Origin of the sequence: Periweissella fabalis (assembly GCF_012396505.1) — a bacterium.
In the GTDB taxonomy this organism is placed as follows: domain Bacteria; phylum Bacillota; class Bacilli; order Lactobacillales; family Lactobacillaceae; genus Periweissella; species Periweissella fabalis.
Genome location: NZ_JAAXPN010000004.1, coordinates 40,226 through 65,057, shown reverse-complemented (window position 1 = coordinate 65,057; position 24,832 = coordinate 40,226). Strand labels below are relative to the sequence as shown.

The window sequence follows — 24,832 nt, the reverse complement described above, 5'->3', positions numbered from 1 at the left end:
AATGTTAAGTTATCGTAGTAGTTTACTACAATAACGCATTTTAGAAGTCCAATATATTTGAAACACGAAAATAAACCCTTGAGGAAATTCTTCAAGGGTTTATTTAGTGTACTATTAAATACTTTTTGATTTTTGTTGTAGCTTTTCTTAGAAAGGTTATTAACTAATACTACGAAATTCATAGTTACTTTCATGAAAATTATGGGTTGTAATATTAGCATATGGTGAAAAGAAATAATCTTTTGATGCTTTCCAACGTTGATAAGACTGTGGATTGTTCCAAACAGTTAATATGACATAATTATTATTATCGCTTTGAGAACGCTTTAATAAGTAAATAGCATTCAAATCTGATGATTTTGGTGCTGAAAACCAACTATTAATACGCCGCTCAAAAAGATTTAAGTATTCTGGATAAACCGTGATATAGTTATAATTAAAGAATCCATGCCAATTAATACTACCAAAGAAATTCTTAACATCATAACCTACACCAGATTTAAAGACATTTATATCGCCAGTAATATCGATGAGTTGTAGGTTAGAGGTGTCAGTACCATTTGGAGCGAGTGTTACAAATTTATGATTTGGAAAATTAGTTTTAATATCATTTAAGATATCTTTTGAACCATAGGTAACAAAGACTTGTTTAAGCATGTTTAATCCTCCCTTTGGGTTATCTTTAACTTAAGTATAGTATAAAATTTATAAAAAGCGAAGAAAGAGGTTAATAATGAAGTTAACAATTATTGGTTGTTTAGGTGGATATCCAGCAAATGGGAAAGCAACAAGCTGCTTTTTATTATCAAGTCACAATTTTAATCTGTTAATTGATTGCGGGAGTGGTGCTTTACTTGCTTTACAGAAAGTCATATCTCCGTTGCAACTTGATGCAGTTGTATTAACGCATTTTCATGCAGATCATATTGCTGATGTCGGTGTATTGCAACATTTTTGGCAGTTAGCTCCGGGTGACAAAAAGGTTCCATGGCTACCAATTTATGCAAGTAATCACGACATCGAAAATTTTAATAAATTAGATTGGCCTTATTCGACAAGAAAACAGGCACTTAACTTTTCAAAACCAATGGAAATTGGACCTTTTACATTAAGTTTTTTTAAAACAAAACATCCCGTGGAAACGTATGCGGTTAGGATTAAGGAAACTGGCAATCAAAATGAGTTAGTGTATACGGCTGATACAACTATTGTTAGTGGCTTAAACGAATTTATTGATGGTGCACATACGGTTTTAACAGACACTAATTTTTTTGCAAATCAAAAGGGTCCCCGTTGGCATTTAACAACTACAGAAACAACTGACCTTGCCAATAACACGCATGTTAAACAAGTTATTTTAACCCATATTCCACCATTTGGTGACTTAGATAAGCTCAAATATGAAGTAGCAAGTAAACTAATGCCTAATATTAAACTTGATGTTGCTGATGAAGGAGCTATTTATGAACTTTAATTCATGAAAGTAGTATAAATATTTAAAAAAATATTAATAATAAGGTTTACAATTCATTAGATATGAGCTTATAATATACGTAAGTTATTAATAGTTACATCGAGATTAAACAAAATGGGGGGTAATCTTATGGTAGTAACATTATATAGTTCATCAAGTTGTACATCTTGTCGTAAAGCGCGTAGTTGGCTAGTTGATCACGATATCGATTTTGTAGAACGTAATATCTTCAAGCAACCTTTATCAAAAGAAGAAATTAAAGGGATTCTTCGATTGACAGAGGAAGGAACTGAAGAGATTATCTCGACACGTTCAAAGGTCTTTACCGACCTTAAAATTAACATCGATGATTTGACACTAAGTGCGCTGGTAGATTTAATTCAAGCAAATCCCGCAATCTTAAAACGACCAATTATGCTAGATAATCGCCGATTACAAGTAGGGTACAATGAAGACGAAATTAGGTTGTTCTTACCTAGACATGTGCGAAAAGAAGAATTATTTAAGGCACAATTATTAGATCGAATGGCTTAATTAACTAATAATATAGAATAAATAAGTTACAGTGTTTGGTCGTAGCAACCGGATACTGTAACTTTTTTACTTTATACTTAACAATATATTTAATATAATATAGTGATAGTCCAGGCGAAAGGTTGTGATAAAATGAAATGTTCCCGCCTAAGTGAACATGTTTTACAAATCACTCTTGCAGGAGATGATTTAATAAAATATGGTATAAGTGTTGTTGAAATTGTACGTGGTGAAGTCGAAATGGAGACGATTTTTGAAGCAATCTTTAAAGATCTCGATGAAGAAAACCAACAATTTGATATTAAGCAAGTTGCAATTCAATTTGAAGAAAAAAATCAAATGCAAATTTTCTTAAGTAACACAGATGATGAAAATGGTTTACAATCTTTTGTAGTTTCACGAAATTTGGAAGCGCAAAAGAAATTTTTCTCAGGTGATGACGATGTATTTGAATTAGAGAGTGCATTAAACATTGATGATAATCTTGAAGATAATTTATTTGCTGAATTAAGTCATATTGCTGCGGCAAATGAAAAAGAAGTTAATCGCAGTGTTGAAAAAGGAATTTATTCACCGGTATTTGTATTTGACGATTTCAATGATTTAGTTTTATTGGCACAAAATTTTGTTTTTGATAATGCTGTTAGTGATCTTTTTAAATACAATGATCGGTATTATTTGACTTTGGATTTTGAATACGAAAATGCTATCTCAGCAAAGGTGGCTAAAACTATGTCATATGTACTTGATTATGCTGATGTTGCTCGAAATATTACTAAACCAATGTTAATTGAGCAAGGTGAACATATTATGGACGAAGTTGCCATTGAATTACTTCGTTATTATTTTAAAGCGTAGCAATACGCTTTTTTTGTCCGCTTTTTATTATTTTACGTAAGATATTTCATAAAAAGAGGAAGAACTAGTAATGTTATATGCACTTGTTGGTAAGAAGTTAATTAGAGCAGACGAATATGTGGATAATAAGCAAGCTTTTCGATGTACCGGATGTGGCGATGCAGTTCGTTTAAGACACGGATCAGTTAATATAGCTCATTTTGCACATATTAATAAACAATGTGTTTTTGAGAACGAGGCAGAATCGTATGAGCATTTATTAGGTAAACTACAACTATATCAAATTAGTAAAATAATTGGCCAGGCCCAAGTGGAAGTAACATTTCCATCAATTAAACAAAGAGCAGATATAGTACTTAAATATAAGCAGCAAAAGTTAATACTTGAATACCAATGTAGTCCAATTAGTATTGAGCAAGTTAAGAAACGTACTCAAGCATACCAAACACTCGGTTATAAAGTTATCTGGTTACTAGGCCCTAAATATGCACAAAATAAAATAACCAAAAAATTACTTACAAAATTTAATATGCCTTTGCTAAATTTTTATAATACCAAGACACAAAAAATAACAATTAGATATAATTTTAATGTAATCGATTTTCAAAGTATCAAATCAGCCACTCGTGAACTTGACTTACAAAGATTATTAGAAGTAGTAAACGTATCTAAAAACAAATTAATTTGGCAAGATATTGTAGTCAGCGATGACCTTTTAAAACAACAAGGATTTAAAATCCAGCAATTATTAGTGCGTAAAAATCTCGAATGGCTAAAAATCCAACAAGAATGTTATCAACAAAACCACAACTTAGGTGGTATTCCTTGGATATGTCATCCTAAAAGGAGTATGCCAGTTGCTTTGAATATGTCACATATTTTATGGCGGTGTCAGTGTATTTTATTTTTGGAAAAATACACCATTGAAAGTATTATTACAACAGCATCCTTGCAACAAATTTTTATTGCTATTGGTAGATGGCTAGATGTAGATTCCCGGTTTATTAAATATGTTGTTAATCAATTTATCATCGAATTAGTAACCAATAAATTCCTAATTAGTATTAGTAAAGGCGTATTGATGCTAAATAGTCATCCAACCTGGTATCAAAATTGGCAAGTTAAAACTAATTCATTAAAATTAAATTAAAATATACGATTATTCTCATTTTATGGTAATATGTAGAGTATCGATAGAAAAATTGGAGGACGATGATGTCAGAAGTAAAGCAATTACCAACCCGTGATGAAGTTGCAGAAAGCCAAACTTGGGATTTAAGCAAAATCTTTGCAAACGATGAGGCTTGGGAACAAGCATTAAAAGGAGTTCAAGTTGAACTTCCTGAAGTAGCTGAATATGCTGGTACTTTGGCAGATTCAGCTGATCAATTATTGGCCGCAACACAAGTAATTTTAGATGTTACGCGTAAAGTTGAAAAAATTTATGTATACGCGTCAATGAAATCAGACCAAGATACTGCTAATTCAAAATATCAAGGATACAATGCCCAAGCTGGTATGCTCTGGGCGAAAGCTAGTGGGGCTATTGCCTACTTTGAACCCGAAGTATTGGCTATTGAACCAAATACTTTAAATGAATTTATTAGCAGTAACGATAAACTAAGTGCCTATAAACACTTCTTTGATAAAATTACTGAAGCACGGGGACACGTCTTAACACCGAACGAAGAAAAATTATTAGCAGGGGCTAGTGATATTTTTTCAGCTTCAGAAAATACCTTTGGCGTTTTGGATAATGCTGATTTGAAATTTGGAATTGTCCAAGATGAAGAAGGAAACGATGTTCAACTTTCAAATGGGGTTTACTCACGTCATTTGGAATCAACGAATCGTGAAGTTCGTAAACAAGCTTTCACAACGCTATATGAAAGCTATGACCAATTCCAACACACGTTTGCATCAACGTTGTCACAACACGTGCACGGTCATAATTACCTTGCAGCAGTTCATAATTATGATAGTGCACGTCAATCAGCCTTAGCTAGCAACAGTATTCCGGAAAGTGTCTTTGAAACTTTAATAGATCAAGTAAACGCTCACTTACCATTACTCCATCGATATGTGGCATTACGTAAACGCATCTTAGGAGTTGATGAATTGCACACGTATGATTTATACACACCAATTACCGGTGAAGCTTCGTTGACTTATGATTACCAAAGTGCGGTTGCGACTGCATTAGATGCGTTAAAACCCCTTGGCGATGACTATCTTGATGTAGTTCAAGAAGCATTTGATAATCGGTGGATTGATGTTGTTGAAAACAAAGGTAAGCGCTCAGGAGCTTATTCTGGTGGGGCGTATGATACTGATCCATATATCTTACTTAACTGGCAAGATAACTTAGATAACTTATTTACGTTAGTACATGAAATGGGCCACTCAGTTCACTCATATTTAACACGTAAAAATCAACCATACCAATATGGTGATTATTCAATTTTCTTAGCTGAAATTGCTTCAACGACTAATGAAAATATTTTGACGGAATACTTATTGGAACGCGAAACTGATCCTAAAGTCCGAGCCTACATCTTAAACCACTACTTAGATGGTTTTAAGGGAACGGTCTTCCGCCAAACACAATTTGCGGAATTTGAACATTGGCTACACGAAGAAGATCAGGCAGGACAACCATTGACTGCTGAGATTCTTAGTGATTTTTATGGCGACTTAAACCAACGATACTATGGTCCAGATTTAGCTTTTGATGAACAAATTGCGCTTGAATGGGCACGAATCCCACACTTTTACTACAATTACTACGTTTACCAATATGCAACTGGTATGTCAGCAGCCACAACGTTAGCTGATAATATTACACGTGGTGATGCACAAGCAGTTGAAGCATACAAAAACTACCTCAAGGCTGGTAACTCAGACTTTCCAATTGAAGTTATGAAGAAGGCTGGGGTTGATATGACACAACCAGCATACTTAGAACAAGCATTTAAAGTATTTGAAGAACGTTTAAACGAGCTGGAAGCATTGCTAGGTTAGTATATATAGATAAAAATGGCCGAAAAATATTTCGGCCATTTTTTGCGTATTTTTTATTGAGCCCCCCATTTATAAAGGGTTTTCGCTATAATAGAAAGTAATAACTTGAAAAGAGGAGATGTTACATGGATTTAAGTGAGTTTTCACAAAAATTTGGAGCAGAATCCGCTCCAAATTATCGTTTTCGTGGTGAGCCATTTAATTTGAGTTTTACACGGTATGAAAATGGTAATTGGTGCATTAATCTAGCTGAGATTATTGAAGATGATGAGCCCATGTTGGCTAATGAGCTAACAGTTCCAATAAAAGCAAAATTAGCAGATGATTTTATAGCTTTAGCTAGCAATCAAAGTGAATATTTTAAATTTTTTCTCAATAATAATATAATTGTCAAACATCCATTTTTTATGGAAAAAATTGGGCAACCTGGTGAATTACGCCCGATGCTTAATGAAGCATATCAATTAACGCCTGATTTTATTGCTTATATTGCTAAACATAGTGGTTATTATATGACGACACAACGTGACGTAAATGTCAGTTTTATTTTAAATCGCCCCACAAGTGGTTTCACGCGTCTGATTTTTGAACGAGATGTACAATTACGTGAAAATCCAGATTTGGGAGTATCGGATAGTCGTGGTAATACACATCATGATAATGATAAAACTTCTGATACTAAAACTAATGTTGAAGAACAAATGACAGCAACCGAAATTTTAGATAATTTAACTTATTCTGTAGCTGGTGATGAAGTACCGGTTGATTTAAATGTTAAGCGCTATGCCGTTGATGGTAATTGGTATGTTGACATTAGAGCGCGGGATACACAAGAAACTTTATGTATTTTAACTAATCATAGTCAAAAATTAAATTCACGTTATCAGTTGGCTATTAATGTTCAAGATGGGCCAATGATTGGTGATCAAGTCACTGAAACCTGGTTAAATGAAACTAAATTATTTAAGCATATTGATGTGCATCAAGGTAAAGCAGAACTTAATAATATTGGTTTATTAATCTTAGAGGGTCAAATTTAATGATTAATGAAGATAAAATATTTCCATTATACGATGCAAAAAAATTTGCATTATGGGCTCAACAAGATCAAGGGCTACAAATTGTCACTGACTTACATGATGCTCAATGGTTAACTATTGAGGGGACAATGTATGGAATTGCAACCGGAAAGGCTCCTGGAGAAATTCAAGCGAATATTAAAGACTATTTAGAGCAATTTCCTACTTATCGAGCATTGACCGTTAATAAAAATAATTTTTGGAGTATTGTGCACGAAGCAACTGGATTAGTACGTGTAGTACCAGAAACTGAGATTGTTCGCACAATGATTTTGCAAAAGTTGACCCCAATTCAAAAAAAAGTTATTGATGATGCAGCATTTGAATTAGAGCCATATACTAAAAATCGTCAATATTTCACTTACCTTTTGTAAGTTTAAGTGGTATAATTTTCTTGTTGACTAAGTTATCCAATATAATTTAAAAAATTTTTAAATCGATCATTGGAGTAGGTATTAATGGCAAAGAAATCAAAAATTGCAAAAGCAAAACGAATCGAAGCAACCGTTGCTAAATTCGCTACTAAACGTGCTAAATTAAAAGCATTAGGTGACTATGAAGGATTGGCAAAATTACCACGAAATGCGTCACCTGTCCGGATACACAATCGTGATATGCTTGATGGGCGGCCACATGCATATATGCGTAAATTTGGTATGAGTCGTCTTAATTTTCGACAATTAGCACATCAAGGTAAAATTCCAGGAATTCAAAAGGCGTCTTGGTAAAATTGTATTAAGATATTAGTAGAGCATGTGCTATTAAAAGATCGGTGGAAAATAAAATTTCTATCGATTTTTTTGTTTAAGATATTAGGATGCAAGGTTGATTTGGTAAAAAATAAAAAAAGTTTTTGGGCCCAAAACATTATTAAATCAACACTTTCATCAAAAATGTCTAAAAAAAATAGTTAACACCGTTGACAATAAACGATATATATAATATTCTTTCAACATCGAATATTTTCATGTTCGAAATAATTTTGGAGGATAATTATTTGCAAGTCTTAAATGCACAAGAAATTATGGACCTTATTCCAAACCGTTATCCAATTCTTTACATGGATTATGTTGATGAGATGGAACCTGGTAAATCAATTATCGCAACCAAGAACGTAACAATTAACGAACAGTTTTTCCAAGGCCATTTTCCTGGTAATCCAGTAATGCCTGGAGTGCTAATTATTGAATCATTGGCGCAAGCTGCTTCAATCCTTATTTTATCATCACCTGATTTTAAAGGTAAAACTGCTTACTTAGGTGGTGTTAACGATGCTAAATTTAAACGCATGGTTAAACCAGGGGATGTATTAAAGTTACATATTGAATTTGTAAAACAACGAGCTAATATGGGAATTGTTTCTGCAAAGGCAATGGTTGACGGTAAAGTTGCAACAAGTGCTGAGTTAATGTTTATTGTGGCACCAAATACAACTACAGCTTAAGACAAGTACTTGAGTATTTTCTTTGCATTAATTGAGGAATTGAAGTCTTATGATGAATGAATTAGCTGATTTAAATGCAAAGTTAGTAAAGATATTTAACGACGTTAGATGGGTTGAGGAGCGTAATCTTTCTCAGTCAAACTTTGCAGATTTAAGCCTTCGGGATATGCATACAATTGAAGCAATCTCGCTTGATGAAAATCAAACGGTTTCCCAAGTAGCACATACAATGTGTTTATCACCAGGCTCGATGACAAAAATTATCGACAAATTGGTCGCATTACTATATGTAAAAAGGATGCCAAGTAAAATTGACCGACGGATAACACACCTAGGTTTAACAGAAAAAGGGCAACAACTATTTTTAGAACATTTACACTTTCACCAAGCAATGGTTCAAGCTCTAACACGTGAAATGAGTGATCGTGAAATAGATGCTCTAATTCAAGGAATAATAAATGTCCAAAAATTTCTAAACCGTAAATAACCGTTTAACTCTGTGGAGAAAAATAAAAATGGCAGGAATTCGAATTCTTGAAACGGCACACTATGTTCCTGAACGTATTGTGGAAAATGAAGAATTAACGCATTACATGGATACTAGTGATGAATGGATTAGCAGTCGAACTGGTATTTCAAGGCGCCATGTGGTAACCACAGAAAATACTAGTGATGTCACTTTAAAAGTTGCACAGCAATTATTGTCTCAAGCCGACCTAGATGCAACTAAACTTGATTTTATTTTAGTTGCAACTATGTCACCAGATTATTTAACGCCTGGAGTAGCGGCCCAAGTTCAAGGAGCTTTGGGTGCTACTAATGCTTTTGCTTTAGACGTTAATGCTGCATGTGCAGGTTTTGTATATGCACTTTCTGTAGCGGATAAAATGATTGCACAAGGGCAATATGGATTAGTGATTGGTGCAGATGTGTTATCAAAGCTAATTGATTGGGATGATCGTACATCTGCTGTTTTATTTGGTGATGGTGCTGGTGGTTTCTTGGTTAAAGGGGAACCAATAAGCGCTATTCATGCAACTGATTTAGCAACGTTTGGGGTTGATAACCAAGCTATTCGGGCAGGTAAGATTGCAAATAAGAATGCCTTTGTTGGTGAAATTACACCAGCAGAACCATACTTTGCGATGATTGGTCGGGATGTATACAATTTTGCTACTCGGCAAGTACCTATATCAATTGTTAAGGCACTTAACAATTCTGGGCTAACCTTAGAAGATATTGATAAAGTCTTATTGCATCAAGCCAATGGTCGAATGGTCGAACAAATTGCCAAAAAACTTAAACAACCTTTGGATAAATTTCCAACAAATATTACCGAATACGGTAATACCTCGGCAGCATCAATCCCAATTTTAGCTGATGAATTAATTAAAAATCAAACCATTAAACGTGGCGATAAATTAGTTCTCACTGGTTTTGGTGGTGGCTTAAGCCTTGGAACAACAATTATTACTTATTAAACTAAAAAAATACATTAAATTAAAAGAGGAATTTATATTATGACTGAAGCACAAATCTTAGCAAAAGTAACTGAAATCTTGGCAGACCAATTTGATTTAGAAGCAAGCGAAATTAAGCCTGCAACTGACTTACGTAATGACATCGAATCAGATTCATTGGACATCTTTGAATTAATGAACCAAGTTGAAGATGAATTTGATATTAAGTTAGATGTTGAAGATGGCGTTCAAACTGTCCAAGATTTAGTTAACGTTATTAACGAACGTTTAAACGCTGCTGAATAATATCAAAAAAGGGGTCCTGAAAGTGAAAGAATTACATCCGTTTTACCAAGAACTCGGCCTAAAATATCCAATTTTTCAAGGCGGAATGGCCTGGGTTGCTGATGGTCATTTAGCGGCTGCAGTGTCCGAAGCTGGTGGGCTTGGTATTATTGGGTCTGGTCACTTTAATGGTGAACAAACTCGTGAGCAAATTCGAATTGCAAAATCAATTACTAGCAAGCCATTTGGAGTTAACGTAATGTTACTTAATCGGCATGTCAATGAGGTTCTTGATGCAATTATCGAAGAAGGCGTTTCAGTAGTTACTACTGGTGCCGGAAACCCAGCCAAGCACATTGATCGCTTGCACGCTGCAGGAATCAAAGTGATTCCAGTTGTGCCATCTGTAGGTTTGGCTAAAATTATGGAACGAACTGGTGTTGACGCTGTGATTGCTGAAGGGCTTGAATCAGGGGGACACATTGGTAAGTTAACAACCATGGCCTTAGTTCCACAAGTAGTTGATGCCGTTAATATTCCGGTAATCGCCGCTGGTGGGATTGCTGATGGTCGTGGCCTTGCTGCGGCACAGATGCTAGGTGCAATTGGTGTCCAAATGGGAACTCGTTTCTTAACAGCACAAGAATCAAACATTCACCGAAATTATAAAGATGCGGTCCTTAAAGCTAAAGATGTTGATACTTTAGTTACGGGATCATATGTTGGTCATGCTGCTCGAGTTCTTAAAAATAAGATGTCAAAAAACTTTATTAAATTTGAAAAAGCGGAATCCACTAAGGAAGAACCCGATATGGAAGCATTGGAACAATTAGGTAATGGTGCTTTACGAACAGCGGTTCAAACTGGGGATTCAGAACACGGTTCATTCATGGCTGGAGAAGTATCAGGAATGGTTAATGATGAGCCAACAGCAGCTGAGATTTTAAATCGTGTTTGGTCTCAAGCTAATGAATTACTTAACAACAAGTAAAAAGGAGTTTTATTAATGCCAGTTGGATTTTTGTTTGGTGGCCAAGGTGGTCAAAACGTTAACATGTCAGCTCATTTATATGAAAATTTTCCAAAGTACCGCGCAATTATTGATTTATCATCGACTGTGTTAGGTTATGATGTTTTGGCGAAATTACAAGATGAAGCAGCGTTAAAAACGACGAAGTATACTCAACCACTTGTTGTTGCGCATTCATTTGGTTTATATGAAGTTGCAAAAGATCAATTTACAGCACCAACTGCAGTGTTAGGACTTAGTTTAGGTGAATATACTGCCTTAATTGCTAGTGGTGCTTTAGACTTTGTAGATGGCTTACGTTTAGTAGCTAAACGGGGTCAATTAATGCAAGATGCAGTTGAAGCACTCCCGGGGACAATGGCTGCGGTGATGACCGAAGACTTTGCCTTAGTGGAAAATGTTTTGGCACACGTTCGCGAAAATGGCGAACAAGTTTTCCCCGCTAACTACAACAGCGGGCAACAACTTGTAATTGGTGGAAGCCCTGTTGGCGTTGAACAAGCAACCGCTGCACTGATTGAAGCCGGCATTAAACGGGTTATTCCCTTAAATGTAGCAGGAGCATTCCATACACCATTACTAGAAGCTGCTCAAGCTGATTTTGCCGATGTTTTAGCAACAATTGAATTTAAACAACCTATGTTTACCGTATTTAGTAATACCACAAAAACACCTTTTGATTTAGCAACAATTAAACAAGTATTGGTTGATCAATTAGTAAATCCAACTTTCTTTGCTCAAGATTTAGCCTTGATGGCCGAACAAGGGATTATGGAGTTTGTTGAATTTGGACCAGACAATACGTTAACTAAATTTGCCCGTAAGACGGTAAAAGATAGTGAACGTACTAGTATTTTTGATTTTGCATCATTACAAAAGGTGATGGGAGAAGAATATGCAGTTAACTGATAAAATCGTTCTCGTAACCGGTTCAACCCGTGGGATTGGCTTGGCAATTGCGCATGCATTTGCAAAAGCGGGGGCCCAAGTTATCTTACATGGCCGGAAACAACCGAGTGATGAGATTTTGGCCCAATTTGCTGACTATCAACACCAACCAGCTGTTTGTCTAGGTGATCTATCTAGTGAAGAAACGGTAACGGAATTGTTGGCAGCTGTTAAGGAAATTGGAGTTGTTGACATTTTGGTTAATAATGCCGGAATTACTGATGATAGCTTAGCGATGGGGATGAAACCCGCGCAATTTATGCATGTCATTCAAACAAATCTGATTGGGACTTTTAATTTGACACAACCAATTTTCAAGCAAATGTTGAAAAAACGGGCGGGAACAATTATTAACTTAAGTAGTGTTGTTGGGCTTGGTGGTAACATTGGCCAGGCAAACTATGCCGCAAGTAAAGCCGGTATCATCGGCTTAACAAAAACATTAGCTAAAGAAGGTGCCATGCGTGGTATCCGAGTTAATGCAATTGCACCAGGTATGATTGCGACTGATATGACCGCTGCTTTAAGTGACAAAGTACAGACAGAAATTTTAGAACAAATTCCCCTTAAACGATTTGGTGAAGCGCAAGAGATTGCACAGACAGCAATTTTCTTAGCTGAAAATGACTACATTACAGGTCAAACAATCGTGGTAGACGGTGGAATGATTGGATAGAGGTAATAAATAATGAAACGAGTTGTAATTACTGGACTTGGAGCAGTTACTCCACTTGGAAATAGTGTTGAGGAATTTACTGACGGTATCTTTAGTAGTAAGCTTGGATTCGGTGAAATTACTAAATTTGCTGATAACGAAACTGAAGTTAAATTTGTTGGAGAAGTTAAAGACTTTGATGCCAACCAATATGTTGGTAAAAAAGAAGCCAAACGGATGGATTTATTTTCACAATATGCGGTTCATGCGGCAACTGAAGCCATGAATCAAAGTGGCTTGTCAGATGCAAATATTGATAGCACTCGCTTGGGTGTCATTCTCGGTTCAGGAATTGGTGGTTTAACTACCATTCAAGAACAAGTTATTAAAATGCATGATAAAGGAATGCCCCGCGTATCACCAATGTTTGTGCCCCAATCAATCGTTAACATGGCGGCTGGTAATGTAGCATTGCGTTTTCACGCGCAAAACATCTCAACAGTTGTAGTAACGGCTTGTGCTAGTGCTACTAACGCGATTGGGGATGCTTACAATCGGATCCGTCTTGGCTATGCTGATGCTATGATTACTGGTGGATCTGAAGCGTCTGTTAACCGCATTGGGATTTCAGGGTTTGATGCTTTAAGTACATTATCACGTGCCACTGAGATTGAAGATGCTTCAATTCCATTTGATGCTAATCGGCATGGTTTTGTCATGGGTGAAGGGGCAGGAGTGCTTGTGCTTGAAGAACTTGAACACGCTCAAGCTCGTGGTGCCCAAATTTTAGGAGAAATTATTGGTTTTGGGGCAACGACTGATGCCTTCCACATGACTTCTCCTGAACCCCATGGTGAAGGGGCAACACGTGCGATGCAAGAAGCTCTACGTGATGCTAATATCCAACCAAGTGATGTTGATTACATCAATGCACATGGTACAGCAACTGGTGCTAATGATAGTGCCGAAGCACAAGCAATCGAAAACGTCTTTGGTTTGGAAAGTGGTGTGTTGACATCATCAACTAAGTCAATGACTGGTCACTTGCTTGGGGCTGCCGGTGGGATTGAAGCCGTAATTACAGCGATGAGTTTGATTAAAGGTCAATTACCCGTCAACGTGGGCTTAAAAGAAAAAGATCCAGCTGTTAAGATTCCACTTGTTGATGATTCTAATAAGCATACTGCAGCTAAAATCGCGATTTCAAATTCATTTGGATTTGGTGGTCACAATGCTGTTATTGCAATGAAACGGTGGGAAGCATAATGGAATTAGCAGATATTAAAGCATTGATTGCTGATTTTGAGGCTGGCTCAATCCGAGAATTGAACATTGAAGATGGAACATTCCATTTAGCATTAAGTAAAAACGACAATCAATCAACAGGGACATCAAGTGTAGCTACTATGCCTGCTACTGTTGCAACTCCAACAGCAGTTGCTAGCACACCTGTAGCAGTTGCAGCAGCACCAGCGGTTACTGAAAATGTTGAATATATCAAAGCTCCTCTAGTTGGTAGTGTTTACTTACAAGCTACTGAAGGTGTTGATTCATTTGTTGAAGTTGGTTCAGAAGTTAAAAAAGGTCAAACAGTTGCAATTATTGAAGCAATGAAAATGATGACCGAAATTAAGGCACCATTTAGTGGAAAAATTGCAGATGTATTAGTTAAAAATGAAGAAATCGTTGAATTTGACAAGCCATTGTTCAAAGTAGTACGCGATTAAAAATATAATGGGGTGCTCGGTGACGATCAGCCCATTTTTTTAAAAAAGAGGAAATAATTATGTCAGATGAAGTAATTTTAGATTCAGTTGCTATTCAAAAAATTCTCCCACACCGATACCCAATGTTAATGATTGATCAAGTTGTGGGACTTGAACCAGGTGTATCATGTACAGCAATTAAAAACGTTTCAGTTAACGAAGAAATTTTTGTTGGCCATTTTCCAGGAGATCCAGTCTTACCTGGTGCTTTTGTTATCGAAGCGTTGGCTCAAACAGGTGCAGTAGCCCTCCTTTCAATGCCTGAATTTGAGGGTAAGACAGCTTACTTTGGTGGTATTAAAACTGCCAAATTCCGTAAAATGTCAAAACCTGGTACACAATTACGACTTGAGGTCACTTTAGACAAAATCCGTGGTAATATTGGACAAGGAAAAGGAATTGCCTACATCGGCACAAAAAAAGCTGTTGATGCAGAATTGACCTTTGTGATTGGATAATTTGGAAGGTAAAATTAGATGTTTAAAAAAGTATTGATTGCCAACCGTGGTGACATTGCCACGCGGATGGTACGAGTATTGCGAGAAATGAACATTGCGTCCGTTGCAATTTATTCAACGGCTGATGCTGATAGTTTACATGTACAATTAGCTGATGAAGCAATTTGTGTTGGAGGTCCTAAACCAACAGATTCATACTTAAATATGAAGAACATCCTTAGTGCGGCAGTGATTACTGGTTCAGAAGCAATTTACCCAGGTTATGGCTTTTTATCAGAAAATTCAATGTTTGCACAAATGGTAGCGGATTTAAACTTGGTATTTATTGGACCTAAACCTGAAACCATTGACTTAATGGGGAATAAAGCTAATGCGCGTGAGTATATGCGAGAAGCAGGGATTCCTGTTACACCAGGGTCAAAAGGCTTTATTCATGATGCTGATGAAGCCAAAAAGGTTGCTGATGAAGTTGGATATCCAGTATTATTAAAAGCAGCAGCCGGTGGTGGCGGTAAAGGGATGCGTTTTATTGCTGAAGCAAATGAACTAGCACCTAAGTTTTTAGAAGCTCAAAACGAAGCTAAAAAAGCTTTTGGTGATGGTGCCATGTATCTTGAAAAAGTTTTGACGGATGTTTCGCATATTGAGGTTCAAATTTTACGTGATAATTTTGGTAATGCAGTTTATTTACCAGAACGTAATTGCTCACTTCAACGCAATAATCAAAAAGTACTTGAAGAAAGTCCATCTGTGGGAGTTTCTCCTGAAAAGCGTGCATATCTTGGTGAACTAGCCGTTAAAGCAGCTAATGCACTTGATTATCGTGGGACAGGGACGTTAGAATTTTTACGTGACAATAAAGGTAATTTTTACTTCATGGAAATGAATACACGAATTCAAGTTGAACACCCAGTTACTGAGATGGTTACAGGACTTGATTTGTTAAAGTTACAAATTGAAATTGCAGCAAATGAAAAATTAACTTTAACACAAGACGATATTCAAATTAAAGGCCATGCAATTGAAGTTCGTTTAAATGCGGAACAACCGGAATTAAATTTTGCTCCAAGTGCGGGACCTATTGATTATCTGTACTTACCCAATGGTGGTAACGGGGTACGAATTGATACTGATTTATTCACCGGTGCAGTTGTGCAACCATTTTATGACTCAATGATTGGTAAATTAATTGCTAGCGGAACTGATCGCAAAGAAGCATTAACTCGCTTACACAGGTTACTTGATGAGATTGTTCTTGGTGGTATTAAGAGTAACATTAATTTTCAAAAAGCATTAGTTCAAGATGAACATGTAAAAAGTGGTGCATTTAATACTAAATATCTTGAAAATAGTTTTTTACCCCAATGGTTAGCTGAGGTGAGTGAACATGAAACTGTTTAATAAAGAACATGCCATTCCCCAAGTTGATAGTAAAACGATTAACGATAAGATTCCAGATGGTTTATGGATTGAATGTCCTATTTGCCATAAAGCGATTTATCGCAGCTCGTTGACTGCTTTGAAAGTGTGTCCGGAATGTAATTACGGTTTTCGTCTAAAGGCTTATGATCGTGTTAAATTATTGACATCTTCATTTTCCGAAATTGACCATGATTTAGCTTTATCAGATCCTACATTTCCTGGCTACGCACAGAAACTTGAAAAAGCTAAGACAGCTACCAATTTGAATGAATCAATTTTAACAGGGATTGCGACCATTAAAGATACTAAATTTGCTTTAGGAATTATGGACTCAAGTTTTATTATGGGTTCATTGGGTTCGGTTACTGGAGAAAAGATCACACGACTTTTTGAAGTTGCATTAAAAGAAAAATTACCAGTAGTGCTGTTTACAGCGTCTGGTGGTGCACGTATGCAAGAAGGGATTATCTCTTTGATGCAGATGGCGAAAGTGTCAGCTGCTGTTGCAAAACACGCTCAAGCTGGATTGTTTTATATGACGGTACTTACTGATCCAACAACCGGTGGGGTAATGGCTAGTTTTGCGATGCAAGCTGACGTTATTATTGCAGAACCCCATGCATTGATTGGATTTGCTGGCCGTCGTGTGATTGAACAAACACTACATGAAAAATTACCAGCTGACTTTCAACGCGCAGAAATGTTGCAAACATGTGGCTTCTTAGATGCAATTGTTGCTCGTCAAGACTTACCAAGTACAATTAATGTGCTTATCAAGCAACATGGAGGTCAGGCGTAATGAATATTTTTAAACGTGAATTAACAGCTGCTCAAACAGTTAAGCTTGCCCGCGAAGATCGTTATACTGCACGGCAATTGATAGATGGAATTGTTAGTGACTTTTTTGAATTGCATGGCGATCGTCAAAGTTATGATGATCCATCAATTATTGGTGGTATTGGTTTCTTAGGTGAAACTCCAGTAACAATTATTGGTATTGATAAAGGACTTGAATTTGCAGAAAAAGTGCAAAAGCATAATGGTTCACCATTACCAAGTGGTTATCGTAAAGCACAACGTTTAATGGCGCAAGCAGCTAAATTTAACCGACCAATAATTACATTAATTAATACCCCAGGTGCATATCCAGGTAAGGAAGCTGAAGAAATGGGCCAGGGTCAAGCAATTGCTGAAAGCATCTTGCAAAGCATGCAGTTACCGGTTCCTGTGATTGCTATTGTTTATGGTGAAGGTGGTTCAGGTGGCGCTTTAGCGCTTGCTACTGCTAATGAAGTTTGGATGTTTGAGCATGCAACATATTCTGTATTATCACCAGAAGGTTTTGCGGCCATTTTATGGAAAGATGCAAGTCGTAGTGATGAAGCCGCTGAATTATTAGGTTTAACACCTAAGGATTTATTAAGCAATGGTGTCATTGAAAAGGTTATTCCGGATCAAAAACGTTTTGATCGATTAGCTGGAATGTTACGGACGGAATTAGTAAATACACTTACTAAATATCATAATTTAAATGGTGATTCGCTTATTGCTCAAAGAATGGAGCGATTCAATAAATTTTAGGTAAGCATGGTAAAAATCGATTATACGATAAATAATACCAATGAATCTACAAATTGAATAAATCTGTTTATTTGGTTAAGCGACTAGCTCGGGATGCGAGTTAGTCGCTTTTTTGTAGTTCAAAAGCTAATAGATGTAATAACAGTCAAGCTATGATTAATTTAGTGGGTGACCTTGCATTTTGATATTTAAATGTTTTAAAAAGCATCCAAAAAAACTACCTAACTATAAAGCTAAGTAGTCTGGTTGCAATAATTCAATTTTTAAGGCGAAAAGGTATACTATCGACTTTAAAGGTTTTGAGAACGTCACTTTGAATGTTCAAGATAACAATCTTTTGTCCTAGCTTAATCAAAGGCAAATTGTGGTTTAAAGCGTTTAAAGAGCATGTTGATGACAAGACCTAATATAATAGCAATCCAAAGAATATTACTAATTAAATTTAAGTTATGATATAAGGGTGTTAATTTTGGTAGTAATTTGATTTGAATTTGCTTAGCAGGTGTGTTAAATTCTAGCGTTCCACGTTTTGAAACCGTATATGATGTTTTTTTGCCATTCACAAACATCGTATATTGATTAGCATAATTTAAGATGGGTAAATCTAGATTAACATGTACTTTTTGACTTACAACGTTGATAGTAACAACATTATTACGTTGCTTAGGTTGACCGACAAGATGAGCTTGATTATTAGGGCTCAAAACTTGTTGCATTAAAATAGATTGCATGAACGGCACACTTTTTTGTGGCCAATAGTCAGTAGTTTTATACGTCAAATTTACTGTGTTAGCCATGGCCTCTAAGCTATCATAATTATAAATTTGCGTACCTTTAGGTCTTTGTGCATGGTGGGTAATCATTGCGGCAACCGTTTCTTTTGTAGGAACAACTAACGAGACAGCTGAGCTTCGATATATAGTTACAATATTAGCGTAGGTTGAGAGTTGAACCGCCAATATTGAAGCAATTGCGACACACAGTGGTATAAAATAATTGATTTTAAGTTTTTTGTGTATCAAATTAACCAAATGACCATAGATATAGGCTAGTAGTAGAGCAACGAATATTGAATTGAGGCCAATGAATCGCCATGGAAATTGAATTACCTTTATAAAACTATTATTAAAAATTGCCCATGGGAAAATATTTGTTGCAAGCATTGAAATAGAAATAGTAATGATAAAAATAAATTTATAAATAGGTGCAAATTTATTAAAATTCAGTATGCCATATATAAATACAAAAATGAAAAAAATACCTAATGATAAAGCAATTTGATTAGCCAAACTATTGGTTATTAATTGAGCGTAGCTAATGACATTATTAAAGGGTAATTTTTCTACAGTTGGTTGATGAATCAATTGATGTAATTTAAATAAATTAATAATAAATGGCATATTTAAAATTAACATAATAAGATATGCACAAAATATTTTCCAAGTTTTTACAACAATTTGCTGTTGACTAATACAAATTACAGCGATCCAAATTAAGGCCAAAATAAGTGTGATTAGCAATACTGATAATACGTGAACTGCAAGTACACCCGCCAAACCTAGTGCCAGCATGAACATACCTTGAATACTATTGAACTTCATTATCTTGTAAAAGCCAACTAAGATTAATGGCATAAGAAAAATTGCAGTCCATTCACCAATATCAAAGCGAGTGACAATATTTGACAATTGATAATTTGATAGACCAAAAGCAAGTGCAAAAATTATAGCTTGGCCTTTATAATTATTAAAGGCTAAAAATGAATGGTAAGCAATTAAAAAGCCAACGAATAAGATAAAGAATATCCCGACATAATAGCTGGTAATGAGATTATGGGTGAAGAAATTAAAAAACAAAAAAATATATAAAATTTTATTTGGATAAAAATTTTGTACGGCCGATCCAATATTACCGAAAGTATTAAAACTATATAAATTGCTAGGATTATTGTGTTGTGAAAAATCTGCATTAAATTCTAAAATTCTACTGAATATAAATGACGAATCATCACCAATAAACATAGTTCCATGGTGTGCTAAAACAAAGACGGTAATAAATGAAACTAATAAAAAAAGTAAATAGCTAAAGCTTATTTTTAATTTTGACAAAGTATTCTTTTCCTCTCTGAATATTTAAATATAATAACATATAGATAATAAAAATTGAATATTATACACGATTGTAAATAACGTATAATATTATAAAAATAATTTAAAATCTTGCCTTACAGACAATTTGTAGTATGATACAGATATATTAGAACATTATAATTTAATCTGTACTATTTTGGAGGAAACTATTATGCCACAAGCAAAAGTTGAAAGTTTTGAACTTGATCACACAGCAGTTAAAGCACCTTATGTCCGTAAAATTATTGTTGAAAATGGACCAGTTGGTGATAAAATTACCAACTTTGATTTACGCTTAGTACAACCAAATGAAGAAGCAATTGGTATGGCAGGATTACATACAATTGAACACTTACTGGCCGGATTGTTACGGACTCGAATTGATGGAGTCATTGACTGTTCACCATTTGGTTGTCAGACTGGATTTCATCTAATCATGTGGGGTGAACAAGATAATACAGAAGTGGCTAAAGCTTTAAAATCAGCTTTAGAGGAGATTGCAAATGTAGTAACTTGGGATGATGTTCCAGGTACCTCAATTGAAAGTTGTGGTAATTACAAAAATCATAGCCTTTTTAGTGCTAAAGAATGGGCTAAGTTAATTTTGTCACGTGGAATCTCAACAGATCCATTTGAGCGTAAAGTAATTTAAAAAAGCAAATCAAGATAGGAAGTTACGTTTTCCTATCTTGATTTGCTTTTTAATTGTTTAGTTTTTGAAATAATAGCTTTGATATTAGCGAAATAAACCAACTTAATATAATGCCAAATACAATACCAATTGCTAAATTATGCGTTATAACAACTATTATAATTGTTACAAGCATAACCATTACTTCAGATATCGTTAACTTTTGCATCTTAATCAACTTAAGCGATGCCCAATCAAAAGTAGTAAAGGCAACTGTAATCATAATTCCGATTAGAGCTCCTGTAGGGATTTGGGCCATTAAGCCTTTTAGAAAAACAATCATTACAAGTAATGTAACACTAGCAGTTAATGTTGAAAACCGTTGACGGCCACCCGATTTAACGTTAATTACTGCTTGGCCAATCATTGCACAACCTGCCTGCCCACCCAAAAATCCAGTCACTATATTGGCTAATCCTTGCGCTTTAGCTTCCCGTTGACTGTTACCTTTAGTTTGCGTTAGTTGGTCAATAAGTGGAAGTGTCAATAAAGATTCCGTCAACCCCACAATTGCTAATGCTACAGCTACGGGGAATATAATTTTTAAACTATGGAAACTCCACGGAATGTTTGGCAGCCCTGGATGTGGGAAGCTAGTTGATAGATTCCCCAAATCCCCAACAGTTTGTAGCTGAATTGGTAATAGGGCCGTTACAGCTGTCATTAATACGATAACTATTAATGCCGGTGGGATTACTTTTGTTATTTTAGGTAGAATATACATTAGAATAATCGTAGTGATAACCATAATATAAGTTGCTATATTTTGGTGCGGTAGTTGTTGTAATTGAGCTAATAAAATTAAAATCGCTAAAGAATTAACAAACCCCATCATAATTGGCTTAGAGACATATTTTACAACTTTATGAATACCTAAATATCCTAAAAATAGCTGAATAAAGCCAGTTAAAACAGTGGCTGCAAGCATGTATTCAAGGCCGTAATATTTAATTATAGTTACTAAAACAAGTGCCATCGAACCAGCTGCCGCGGAGGTCATGGCTGGCCGACCACCAATAAATGAGGTTACAAACGACATGATGATAGCTGCATAAAGAGCATTAATGGGGTTAATACCAGCAATAATTGCAAAGCCAATGACTTCTGGTATTAAGGCAATTGCAGTGACTAAGCCGGCGAAAAAATCGCTTCTAAGATTTGATAACCATTCAGTTTTTGAGATGCTAAACAACATAAGTTACTCCTGTATCCTTAATAGTTACTAGTTTTTTCAATAATACGTTAGTTAAAATAAACTTTAATACAAGAAAAAATAGCGAAATTCTATTGAAATTTTTAGTTTCATTAGTATTTCGCATATTTTTTAGAAATATTAAAAATTTAAGTACAAATCAATAAATCATACTTTCTTATAAATTGCTATTCTGTAATTGAAACATTACTTTCCGTTTGGACTTTGATTAGTACAATTTGCTTTTTTGAATCGACTTCAAAATTAGCTTCAGCTACAACTGGCATGGCTTGTTCAATTTGTTGGGATAAAAAACCTGCTTCAAGATTAAAATCAGGTTGTGTAGGGTTAGCTAAGAAACGATTTTTAACAAAATCACCACTTAACTGCCATATTTGTTGATTCCCTTTTTCAGAAAGTTTTGTAAGTTCGCCAAAACCAGCGTTTAGAAAGAAGATTGTCATTTCTTGATCAAGTGAGACTTGATAAGTCCGTGCTAAATTTTTCCCTGCCCAGTATGAAATGCTGGACGTATCTTCTTGTAAAATACCTGGAATGAGTATATCTCGTAACAAGTTGATAGCAAATGGAGTAGGGGTTCCAGTTGCACCAACTAAATTATCATAAGTGTGCGCGTCCATCGAATTCTCCCAATAATTAATAAATATAATTTTAGCAAAAATTAGTTCATATTGTTAGCTAAAATAGTTAAGAAATGCTAATAACGATTAATTAATAACTTGAAATAAAAAATCGCTAAAAATAGTTTTGATTAAAGTATAATATAATTAATAACATCATGATTAGAGGTAAAAAAATGACAGCACAAGCAATTGGTTATATTGATTCAGGTATTGGAGGCATTACGGTCGCTCGTGAAGCGCTTCGTCAATTACCACATGAGGTTGTATATTACGTAGGTGATACAGCAAGAATGCCGTATGGTCCTCGTCCAAAAGAAGAAGTGTTAAAATACACTTGGGAGTTAGTTGATTTTCTTGTAAAAAAAGACATTAAAATGCTTGTAATAGCTTGCAATACAGCAACTGCTGCTGCGTTACCAGATTTACGTGCAAAGTTAGATATTCCCGTGATTGGTGTTATCGCACCTGGAGTTCGCGGGGCATTTCGGGCAACACATAATAAAAAAATTGGTGTCATCGCCACTGCCGGAACAGTTAAATCGCAAGCCTATGCCAATGCTTTGCGACATAAAGATAATTCCGTATCAGTTTCGCAATTAGCATGTCCAGAATTTGTCGAGATTGTTGAAGCTAATCAGTCTGACTCAGTAACGTCTAAGCAAGTTATTGCGGACAAATTAACATATTTTGCTGATAAGGATATTGATACATTGGTATTAGGATGTACACATTTTCCATTATTGGATACGACAATTACTAATGTTATGGGGGAGAAGGTTACTTTAGTAAATTCAGGTGCGGTGGCAATTGAAAATGTTTCAGCAATGCTTGATGAATTAAATATTAGTAATACTAATCCAATTGATCGTTCCAAAGATGAATATTATACAACTGGAGATGTTGCGAAATTTCACACTTTAGCAAGTCGTTGGTTGCAAAATGACAATTTAAATGTACGACACTTAACAATAACTACTACTGGTCTTAAATTGGAGGATTAATTATAGTATGACAGATAAGAAAATTATTTTGGCAACTAATAACGCTGGGAAGTTAAAGGAATTTAAAACACTATTGGCACCAAAAGGAATTGAAGTATTAGGTTTAAGTGATCTTGATCAACATATTGAAATTGCTGAGACAGGAACTACTTTTGCTGAGAATGCACTTATTAAAGCAAAAACAATTGCTAATTTAATGCAAACATATCCAGTTATTTCCGATGATTCTGGCTTGATGGTTAAGCCATTGAATGATGAACCTGGTATTTATTCTGCACGCTATGCTGGTGATCATGATGATGCGGCTAATATTAAAAAGTTACTCGGCAAGCTTGGTGATTTATCATTTGAAGACCGCAAAGCACGTTTTCATGCTACAATTGCAGCGGTTAAACCCAATGGACAACAATTAGTTGTCAGTGGTGAGGTTGAAGGTTATATAACATTTGAAGTTCGTGGAATTGGTGGCTTCGGATATGATCCCATTTTCTTTTCACCTGAATTAGGTAAAACCTTTGGTGAGGCAAGTGCACAAGAAAAGAAACTTATTAGTCATCGCCGACGAGCTATTGATGCCTTCTTAGAGCAATTTGATGAATGGTGGACAGCGTAATGAAATATTTATTTATTAGCGATGCACATGGAGATCGTGAAATTTTAGTGAAAATTTTTTCGGCTAACAAGGACCAAGTTACACAAATATTTTATAATGGTGATTCTGAATTAGCATCAAACGATGAGGTTTTTAACAATGTCATCACCGTTGCAGGGAATATGGATTTTGATCGGAAATACGAAATGAGTAATCATTACCAAACTAAGGAACAAAGTATTTTTCAAACGCACGGTCATTTATTTGGTGTTAATTATGCACTGACTAAATTAATATTGGCAGCCAAACAAGTAAGTGCTCAAATTGTAACTTTTGGGCATACCCATCAACTTGGGGTTGAAATGATCGATAATATGTTAATCATCAATCCAGGTTCAATAAGTCAACCACGAGGACAATATGCATACTTGGGTGGAACATATGCGATTGTGACAGTAACTGGGCTTACATATGATGTCCAATATTATGATCGTCAAATGATGGCAATCGCAGATTTGCATTTTATATTTAACGTAACAATATAGTGTTACCAATGGAGCGGTCTAAT

At 35.4% G+C, this 24,832-nt stretch carries 29 protein-coding genes; 25 read left to right on the top strand and 4 right to left on the bottom strand.

Annotated elements, in window-relative coordinates:
* Nucleotides 1–159 precede the first annotated feature (159 nt).
* A complete protein-coding gene (locus tag HF964_RS05075; RefSeq protein ID WP_168721979.1) occupies nucleotides 160–657 on the bottom strand; it encodes an antibiotic biosynthesis monooxygenase family protein in 498 nt (165 codons plus the stop codon).
* Nucleotides 658–733: 76 nt separating this feature from the next.
* Here HF964_RS05075 and HF964_RS05070 point away from each other — a divergent pair, with 76 nt between their 5' ends.
* From HF964_RS05070 to accA, 21 genes are all read left to right on the top strand, one after another.
* Nucleotides 734–1,474, top strand: coding sequence for an MBL fold metallo-hydrolase (locus HF964_RS05070; RefSeq protein ID WP_168721978.1), 741 nt, complete (start codon nucleotides 734–736; stop codon nucleotides 1,472–1,474).
* A 129-nt stretch (nucleotides 1,475–1,603) separates the two neighbouring features.
* Nucleotides 1,604–2,008, top strand: coding sequence for a transcriptional regulator SpxA (gene spxA / locus HF964_RS05065; RefSeq protein WP_168721977.1), 405 nt, complete (start codon nucleotides 1,604–1,606; stop codon nucleotides 2,006–2,008).
* Between the two features lie 132 nt (nucleotides 2,009–2,140).
* Nucleotides 2,141–2,866, top strand: a complete 726-nt coding sequence (locus HF964_RS05060; protein ID WP_168721976.1) for an adaptor protein MecA — start codon at nucleotides 2,141–2,143, stop codon at nucleotides 2,864–2,866.
* Nucleotides 2,867–2,936: 70 nt separating this feature from the next.
* A complete protein-coding gene (locus HF964_RS05055; RefSeq protein WP_168721975.1) occupies nucleotides 2,937–4,016 on the top strand; it encodes a competence protein CoiA in 1,080 nt (359 codons plus the stop codon).
* 65 nt (nucleotides 4,017–4,081) lie between these two features.
* Nucleotides 4,082–5,887, top strand: coding sequence for an oligoendopeptidase F (pepF, locus tag HF964_RS05050; protein ID WP_168721974.1), 1,806 nt, complete (start codon nucleotides 4,082–4,084; stop codon nucleotides 5,885–5,887).
* Between the two features lie 125 nt (nucleotides 5,888–6,012).
* Nucleotides 6,013–6,927, top strand: a complete 915-nt coding sequence (locus tag HF964_RS05045; RefSeq protein WP_168721973.1) for a hypothetical protein — start codon at nucleotides 6,013–6,015, stop codon at nucleotides 6,925–6,927.
* Entirely contained in the window at nucleotides 6,927–7,340 is a 414-nt protein-coding gene (locus tag HF964_RS05040; RefSeq protein WP_168721972.1) for a hypothetical protein, read from the top strand. Before HF964_RS05045 ends, HF964_RS05040 begins: the two co-directional genes overlap by 1 nt.
* A gap of 84 nt (nucleotides 7,341–7,424) precedes the next feature.
* On the top strand, nucleotides 7,425–7,694 hold the full coding sequence (gene rpsN, locus HF964_RS05035; RefSeq protein WP_168721971.1) for a 30S ribosomal protein S14: 270 nt from the start codon (nucleotides 7,425–7,427) through the stop codon (nucleotides 7,692–7,694).
* Between the two features lie 239 nt (nucleotides 7,695–7,933).
* Nucleotides 7,934–8,410, top strand: coding sequence for a 3-hydroxyacyl-ACP dehydratase FabZ (gene fabZ / locus HF964_RS05030; protein ID WP_168721970.1), 477 nt, complete (start codon nucleotides 7,934–7,936; stop codon nucleotides 8,408–8,410).
* 49 nt (nucleotides 8,411–8,459) lie between these two features.
* Nucleotides 8,460–8,897 (top strand): MarR family winged helix-turn-helix transcriptional regulator, encoded by a 438-nt coding sequence (locus HF964_RS05025; RefSeq protein ID WP_168721969.1) that lies wholly within the window; start codon nucleotides 8,460–8,462, stop codon nucleotides 8,895–8,897.
* A gap of 28 nt (nucleotides 8,898–8,925) precedes the next feature.
* Nucleotides 8,926–9,891, top strand: coding sequence for a beta-ketoacyl-ACP synthase III (locus HF964_RS05020; RefSeq protein WP_168721968.1), 966 nt, complete (start codon nucleotides 8,926–8,928; stop codon nucleotides 9,889–9,891).
* 39 nt (nucleotides 9,892–9,930) lie between these two features.
* The gene (locus HF964_RS05015; RefSeq protein WP_168721967.1) at nucleotides 9,931–10,176 is read left to right on the top strand and encodes an acyl carrier protein; all 246 of its coding nucleotides are present in this window, start codon (nucleotides 9,931–9,933) and stop codon (nucleotides 10,174–10,176) included.
* 16 nt (nucleotides 10,177–10,192) lie between these two features.
* Nucleotides 10,193–11,146, top strand: coding sequence for a nitronate monooxygenase (locus tag HF964_RS05010; RefSeq protein WP_168722048.1), 954 nt, complete (start codon nucleotides 10,193–10,195; stop codon nucleotides 11,144–11,146).
* Between the two features lie 15 nt (nucleotides 11,147–11,161).
* Nucleotides 11,162–12,094 carry an ACP S-malonyltransferase gene (locus tag HF964_RS05005; protein WP_168721966.1) on the top strand — a complete coding sequence of 311 codons (933 nt, stop codon included), beginning with the start codon at nucleotides 11,162–11,164 and terminating at the stop codon, nucleotides 12,092–12,094.
* Nucleotides 12,081–12,809 carry a 3-oxoacyl-ACP reductase family protein gene (locus HF964_RS05000; RefSeq protein WP_168721965.1) on the top strand — a complete coding sequence of 243 codons (729 nt, stop codon included), beginning with the start codon at nucleotides 12,081–12,083 and terminating at the stop codon, nucleotides 12,807–12,809. The genes HF964_RS05005 and HF964_RS05000 overlap by 14 nt, the downstream gene beginning before the upstream one ends.
* Nucleotides 12,810–12,821: 12 nt before the next feature.
* Entirely contained in the window at nucleotides 12,822–14,054 is a 1,233-nt protein-coding gene (fabF, locus tag HF964_RS04995; RefSeq protein WP_168721964.1) for a beta-ketoacyl-ACP synthase II, read from the top strand.
* On the top strand, nucleotides 14,054–14,515 hold the full coding sequence (accB, locus tag HF964_RS04990; RefSeq protein ID WP_168721963.1) for an acetyl-CoA carboxylase biotin carboxyl carrier protein: 462 nt from the start codon (nucleotides 14,054–14,056) through the stop codon (nucleotides 14,513–14,515). The genes fabF and accB overlap by 1 nt, the downstream gene beginning before the upstream one ends.
* A gap of 59 nt (nucleotides 14,516–14,574) precedes the next feature.
* On the top strand, nucleotides 14,575–15,012 hold the full coding sequence (gene fabZ / locus HF964_RS04985; protein ID WP_168721962.1) for a 3-hydroxyacyl-ACP dehydratase FabZ: 438 nt from the start codon (nucleotides 14,575–14,577) through the stop codon (nucleotides 15,010–15,012).
* 18 nt (nucleotides 15,013–15,030) lie between these two features.
* Nucleotides 15,031–16,413, top strand: coding sequence for an acetyl-CoA carboxylase biotin carboxylase subunit (locus tag HF964_RS04980; protein WP_168721961.1), 1,383 nt, complete (start codon nucleotides 15,031–15,033; stop codon nucleotides 16,411–16,413).
* Complete coding sequence (locus HF964_RS04975) at nucleotides 16,400–17,233, top strand: acetyl-CoA carboxylase carboxyltransferase subunit beta (RefSeq protein WP_168721960.1); 834 nt, start codon at nucleotides 16,400–16,402, stop codon at nucleotides 17,231–17,233. Before HF964_RS04980 ends, HF964_RS04975 begins: the two co-directional genes overlap by 14 nt.
* Nucleotides 17,233–18,015 (top strand): acetyl-CoA carboxylase carboxyltransferase subunit alpha, encoded by a 783-nt coding sequence (gene accA / locus HF964_RS04970; protein WP_168721959.1) that lies wholly within the window; start codon nucleotides 17,233–17,235, stop codon nucleotides 18,013–18,015. The genes HF964_RS04975 and accA overlap by 1 nt, the downstream gene beginning before the upstream one ends.
* 347 nt (nucleotides 18,016–18,362) lie before the next feature.
* On the opposite strand, the gene HF964_RS04965 is transcribed toward accA, so the two are convergent.
* A complete protein-coding gene (locus HF964_RS04965; RefSeq protein ID WP_168721958.1) occupies nucleotides 18,363–20,123 on the bottom strand; it encodes a hypothetical protein in 1,761 nt (586 codons plus the stop codon).
* Between the two features lie 193 nt (nucleotides 20,124–20,316).
* Here HF964_RS04965 and HF964_RS04960 point away from each other — a divergent pair, with 193 nt between their 5' ends.
* On the top strand, nucleotides 20,317–20,796 hold the full coding sequence (locus HF964_RS04960; protein ID WP_168721957.1) for an S-ribosylhomocysteine lyase: 480 nt from the start codon (nucleotides 20,317–20,319) through the stop codon (nucleotides 20,794–20,796).
* A 49-nt stretch (nucleotides 20,797–20,845) separates the two neighbouring features.
* Here HF964_RS04960 and HF964_RS04955 read toward each other — a convergent pair whose 3' ends face one another.
* On the bottom strand, nucleotides 20,846–22,030 hold the full coding sequence (locus HF964_RS04955) for a SulP family inorganic anion transporter (protein ID WP_168721956.1): 1,185 nt from the start codon (nucleotides 22,028–22,030) through the stop codon (nucleotides 20,846–20,848).
* A gap of 185 nt (nucleotides 22,031–22,215) precedes the next feature.
* Nucleotides 22,216–22,668, bottom strand: a complete 453-nt coding sequence (locus tag HF964_RS04950; RefSeq protein WP_168721955.1) for a YslB family protein — start codon at nucleotides 22,666–22,668, stop codon at nucleotides 22,216–22,218.
* A gap of 176 nt (nucleotides 22,669–22,844) precedes the next feature.
* Between HF964_RS04950 and racE the strand changes: the two genes are divergently transcribed.
* The 3 genes from racE to HF964_RS04935 are packed head-to-tail and all read left to right on the top strand — an operon-like array spanning nucleotide 22,845 to nucleotide 24,809.
* Nucleotides 22,845–23,672: a glutamate racemase gene (racE, locus tag HF964_RS04945; protein ID WP_168721954.1), complete on the top strand. Its 828-nt coding sequence runs from the start codon at nucleotides 22,845–22,847 to the stop codon at nucleotides 23,670–23,672.
* 7 nt (nucleotides 23,673–23,679) lie between these two features.
* A complete protein-coding gene (locus tag HF964_RS04940) occupies nucleotides 23,680–24,285 on the top strand; it encodes an XTP/dITP diphosphatase (protein ID WP_168721953.1) in 606 nt (201 codons plus the stop codon).
* Nucleotides 24,285–24,809 (top strand): YfcE family phosphodiesterase, encoded by a 525-nt coding sequence (locus tag HF964_RS04935; RefSeq protein WP_168721952.1) that lies wholly within the window; start codon nucleotides 24,285–24,287, stop codon nucleotides 24,807–24,809. Before HF964_RS04940 ends, HF964_RS04935 begins: the two co-directional genes overlap by 1 nt.
* The last annotated feature ends 23 nt before the right edge of the window (nucleotides 24,810–24,832 follow it).

Excerpts from the sequence above, each read along its gene's own strand:
- HF964_RS05075 (WP_168721979.1), bottom strand. The coding sequence starts at position 657 with ATGCTTAAACAAGTCTTTGTTACCTATGGTTCAAAAGATATCTTAAAT.
- HF964_RS05060 (WP_168721976.1), top strand. The coding sequence starts at position 2,141 with ATGAAATGTTCCCGCCTAAGTGAACATGTTTTACAAATCACTCTTGCA.
- spxA (WP_168721977.1), top strand. The coding sequence starts at position 1,604 with ATGGTAGTAACATTATATAGTTCATCAAGTTGTACATCTTGTCGTAAA.
- HF964_RS04940 (WP_168721953.1), top strand. The coding sequence starts at position 23,680 with ATGACAGATAAGAAAATTATTTTGGCAACTAATAACGCTGGGAAGTTA.
- HF964_RS04960 (WP_168721957.1), top strand. The coding sequence starts at position 20,317 with ATGCCACAAGCAAAAGTTGAAAGTTTTGAACTTGATCACACAGCAGTT.
- fabF (WP_168721964.1), top strand. The coding sequence starts at position 12,822 with ATGAAACGAGTTGTAATTACTGGACTTGGAGCAGTTACTCCACTTGGA.
- HF964_RS04955 (WP_168721956.1), bottom strand. The coding sequence starts at position 22,030 with ATGTTGTTTAGCATCTCAAAAACTGAATGGTTATCAAATCTTAGAAGC.
- accB (WP_168721963.1), top strand. The coding sequence starts at position 14,054 with ATGGAATTAGCAGATATTAAAGCATTGATTGCTGATTTTGAGGCTGGC.
- racE (WP_168721954.1), top strand. The coding sequence starts at position 22,845 with ATGACAGCACAAGCAATTGGTTATATTGATTCAGGTATTGGAGGCATT.
- fabZ (WP_168721970.1), top strand. The coding sequence starts at position 7,934 with ATGTTCGAAATAATTTTGGAGGATAATTATTTGCAAGTCTTAAATGCA.
- HF964_RS05040 (WP_168721972.1), top strand. The coding sequence starts at position 6,927 with ATGATTAATGAAGATAAAATATTTCCATTATACGATGCAAAAAAATTT.
- HF964_RS05015 (WP_168721967.1), top strand. The coding sequence starts at position 9,931 with ATGACTGAAGCACAAATCTTAGCAAAAGTAACTGAAATCTTGGCAGAC.
- HF964_RS05020 (WP_168721968.1), top strand. The coding sequence starts at position 8,926 with ATGGCAGGAATTCGAATTCTTGAAACGGCACACTATGTTCCTGAACGT.
- HF964_RS05055 (WP_168721975.1), top strand. The coding sequence starts at position 2,937 with ATGTTATATGCACTTGTTGGTAAGAAGTTAATTAGAGCAGACGAATAT.
- HF964_RS05005 (WP_168721966.1), top strand. The coding sequence starts at position 11,162 with ATGCCAGTTGGATTTTTGTTTGGTGGCCAAGGTGGTCAAAACGTTAAC.
- HF964_RS05000 (WP_168721965.1), top strand. The coding sequence starts at position 12,081 with ATGCAGTTAACTGATAAAATCGTTCTCGTAACCGGTTCAACCCGTGGG.
- accA (WP_168721959.1), top strand. The coding sequence starts at position 17,233 with ATGAATATTTTTAAACGTGAATTAACAGCTGCTCAAACAGTTAAGCTT.
- fabZ (WP_168721962.1), top strand. The coding sequence starts at position 14,575 with ATGTCAGATGAAGTAATTTTAGATTCAGTTGCTATTCAAAAAATTCTC.
- HF964_RS04980 (WP_168721961.1), top strand. The coding sequence starts at position 15,031 with ATGTTTAAAAAAGTATTGATTGCCAACCGTGGTGACATTGCCACGCGG.
- HF964_RS05025 (WP_168721969.1), top strand. The coding sequence starts at position 8,460 with ATGATGAATGAATTAGCTGATTTAAATGCAAAGTTAGTAAAGATATTT.
- HF964_RS04935 (WP_168721952.1), top strand. The coding sequence starts at position 24,285 with ATGAAATATTTATTTATTAGCGATGCACATGGAGATCGTGAAATTTTA.
- HF964_RS05045 (WP_168721973.1), top strand. The coding sequence starts at position 6,013 with ATGGATTTAAGTGAGTTTTCACAAAAATTTGGAGCAGAATCCGCTCCA.
- HF964_RS05070 (WP_168721978.1), top strand. The coding sequence starts at position 734 with ATGAAGTTAACAATTATTGGTTGTTTAGGTGGATATCCAGCAAATGGG.
- rpsN (WP_168721971.1), top strand. The coding sequence starts at position 7,425 with ATGGCAAAGAAATCAAAAATTGCAAAAGCAAAACGAATCGAAGCAACC.
- HF964_RS04975 (WP_168721960.1), top strand. The coding sequence starts at position 16,400 with ATGAAACTGTTTAATAAAGAACATGCCATTCCCCAAGTTGATAGTAAA.
- HF964_RS04950 (WP_168721955.1), bottom strand. The coding sequence starts at position 22,668 with ATGGACGCGCACACTTATGATAATTTAGTTGGTGCAACTGGAACCCCT.
- pepF (WP_168721974.1), top strand. The coding sequence starts at position 4,082 with ATGTCAGAAGTAAAGCAATTACCAACCCGTGATGAAGTTGCAGAAAGC.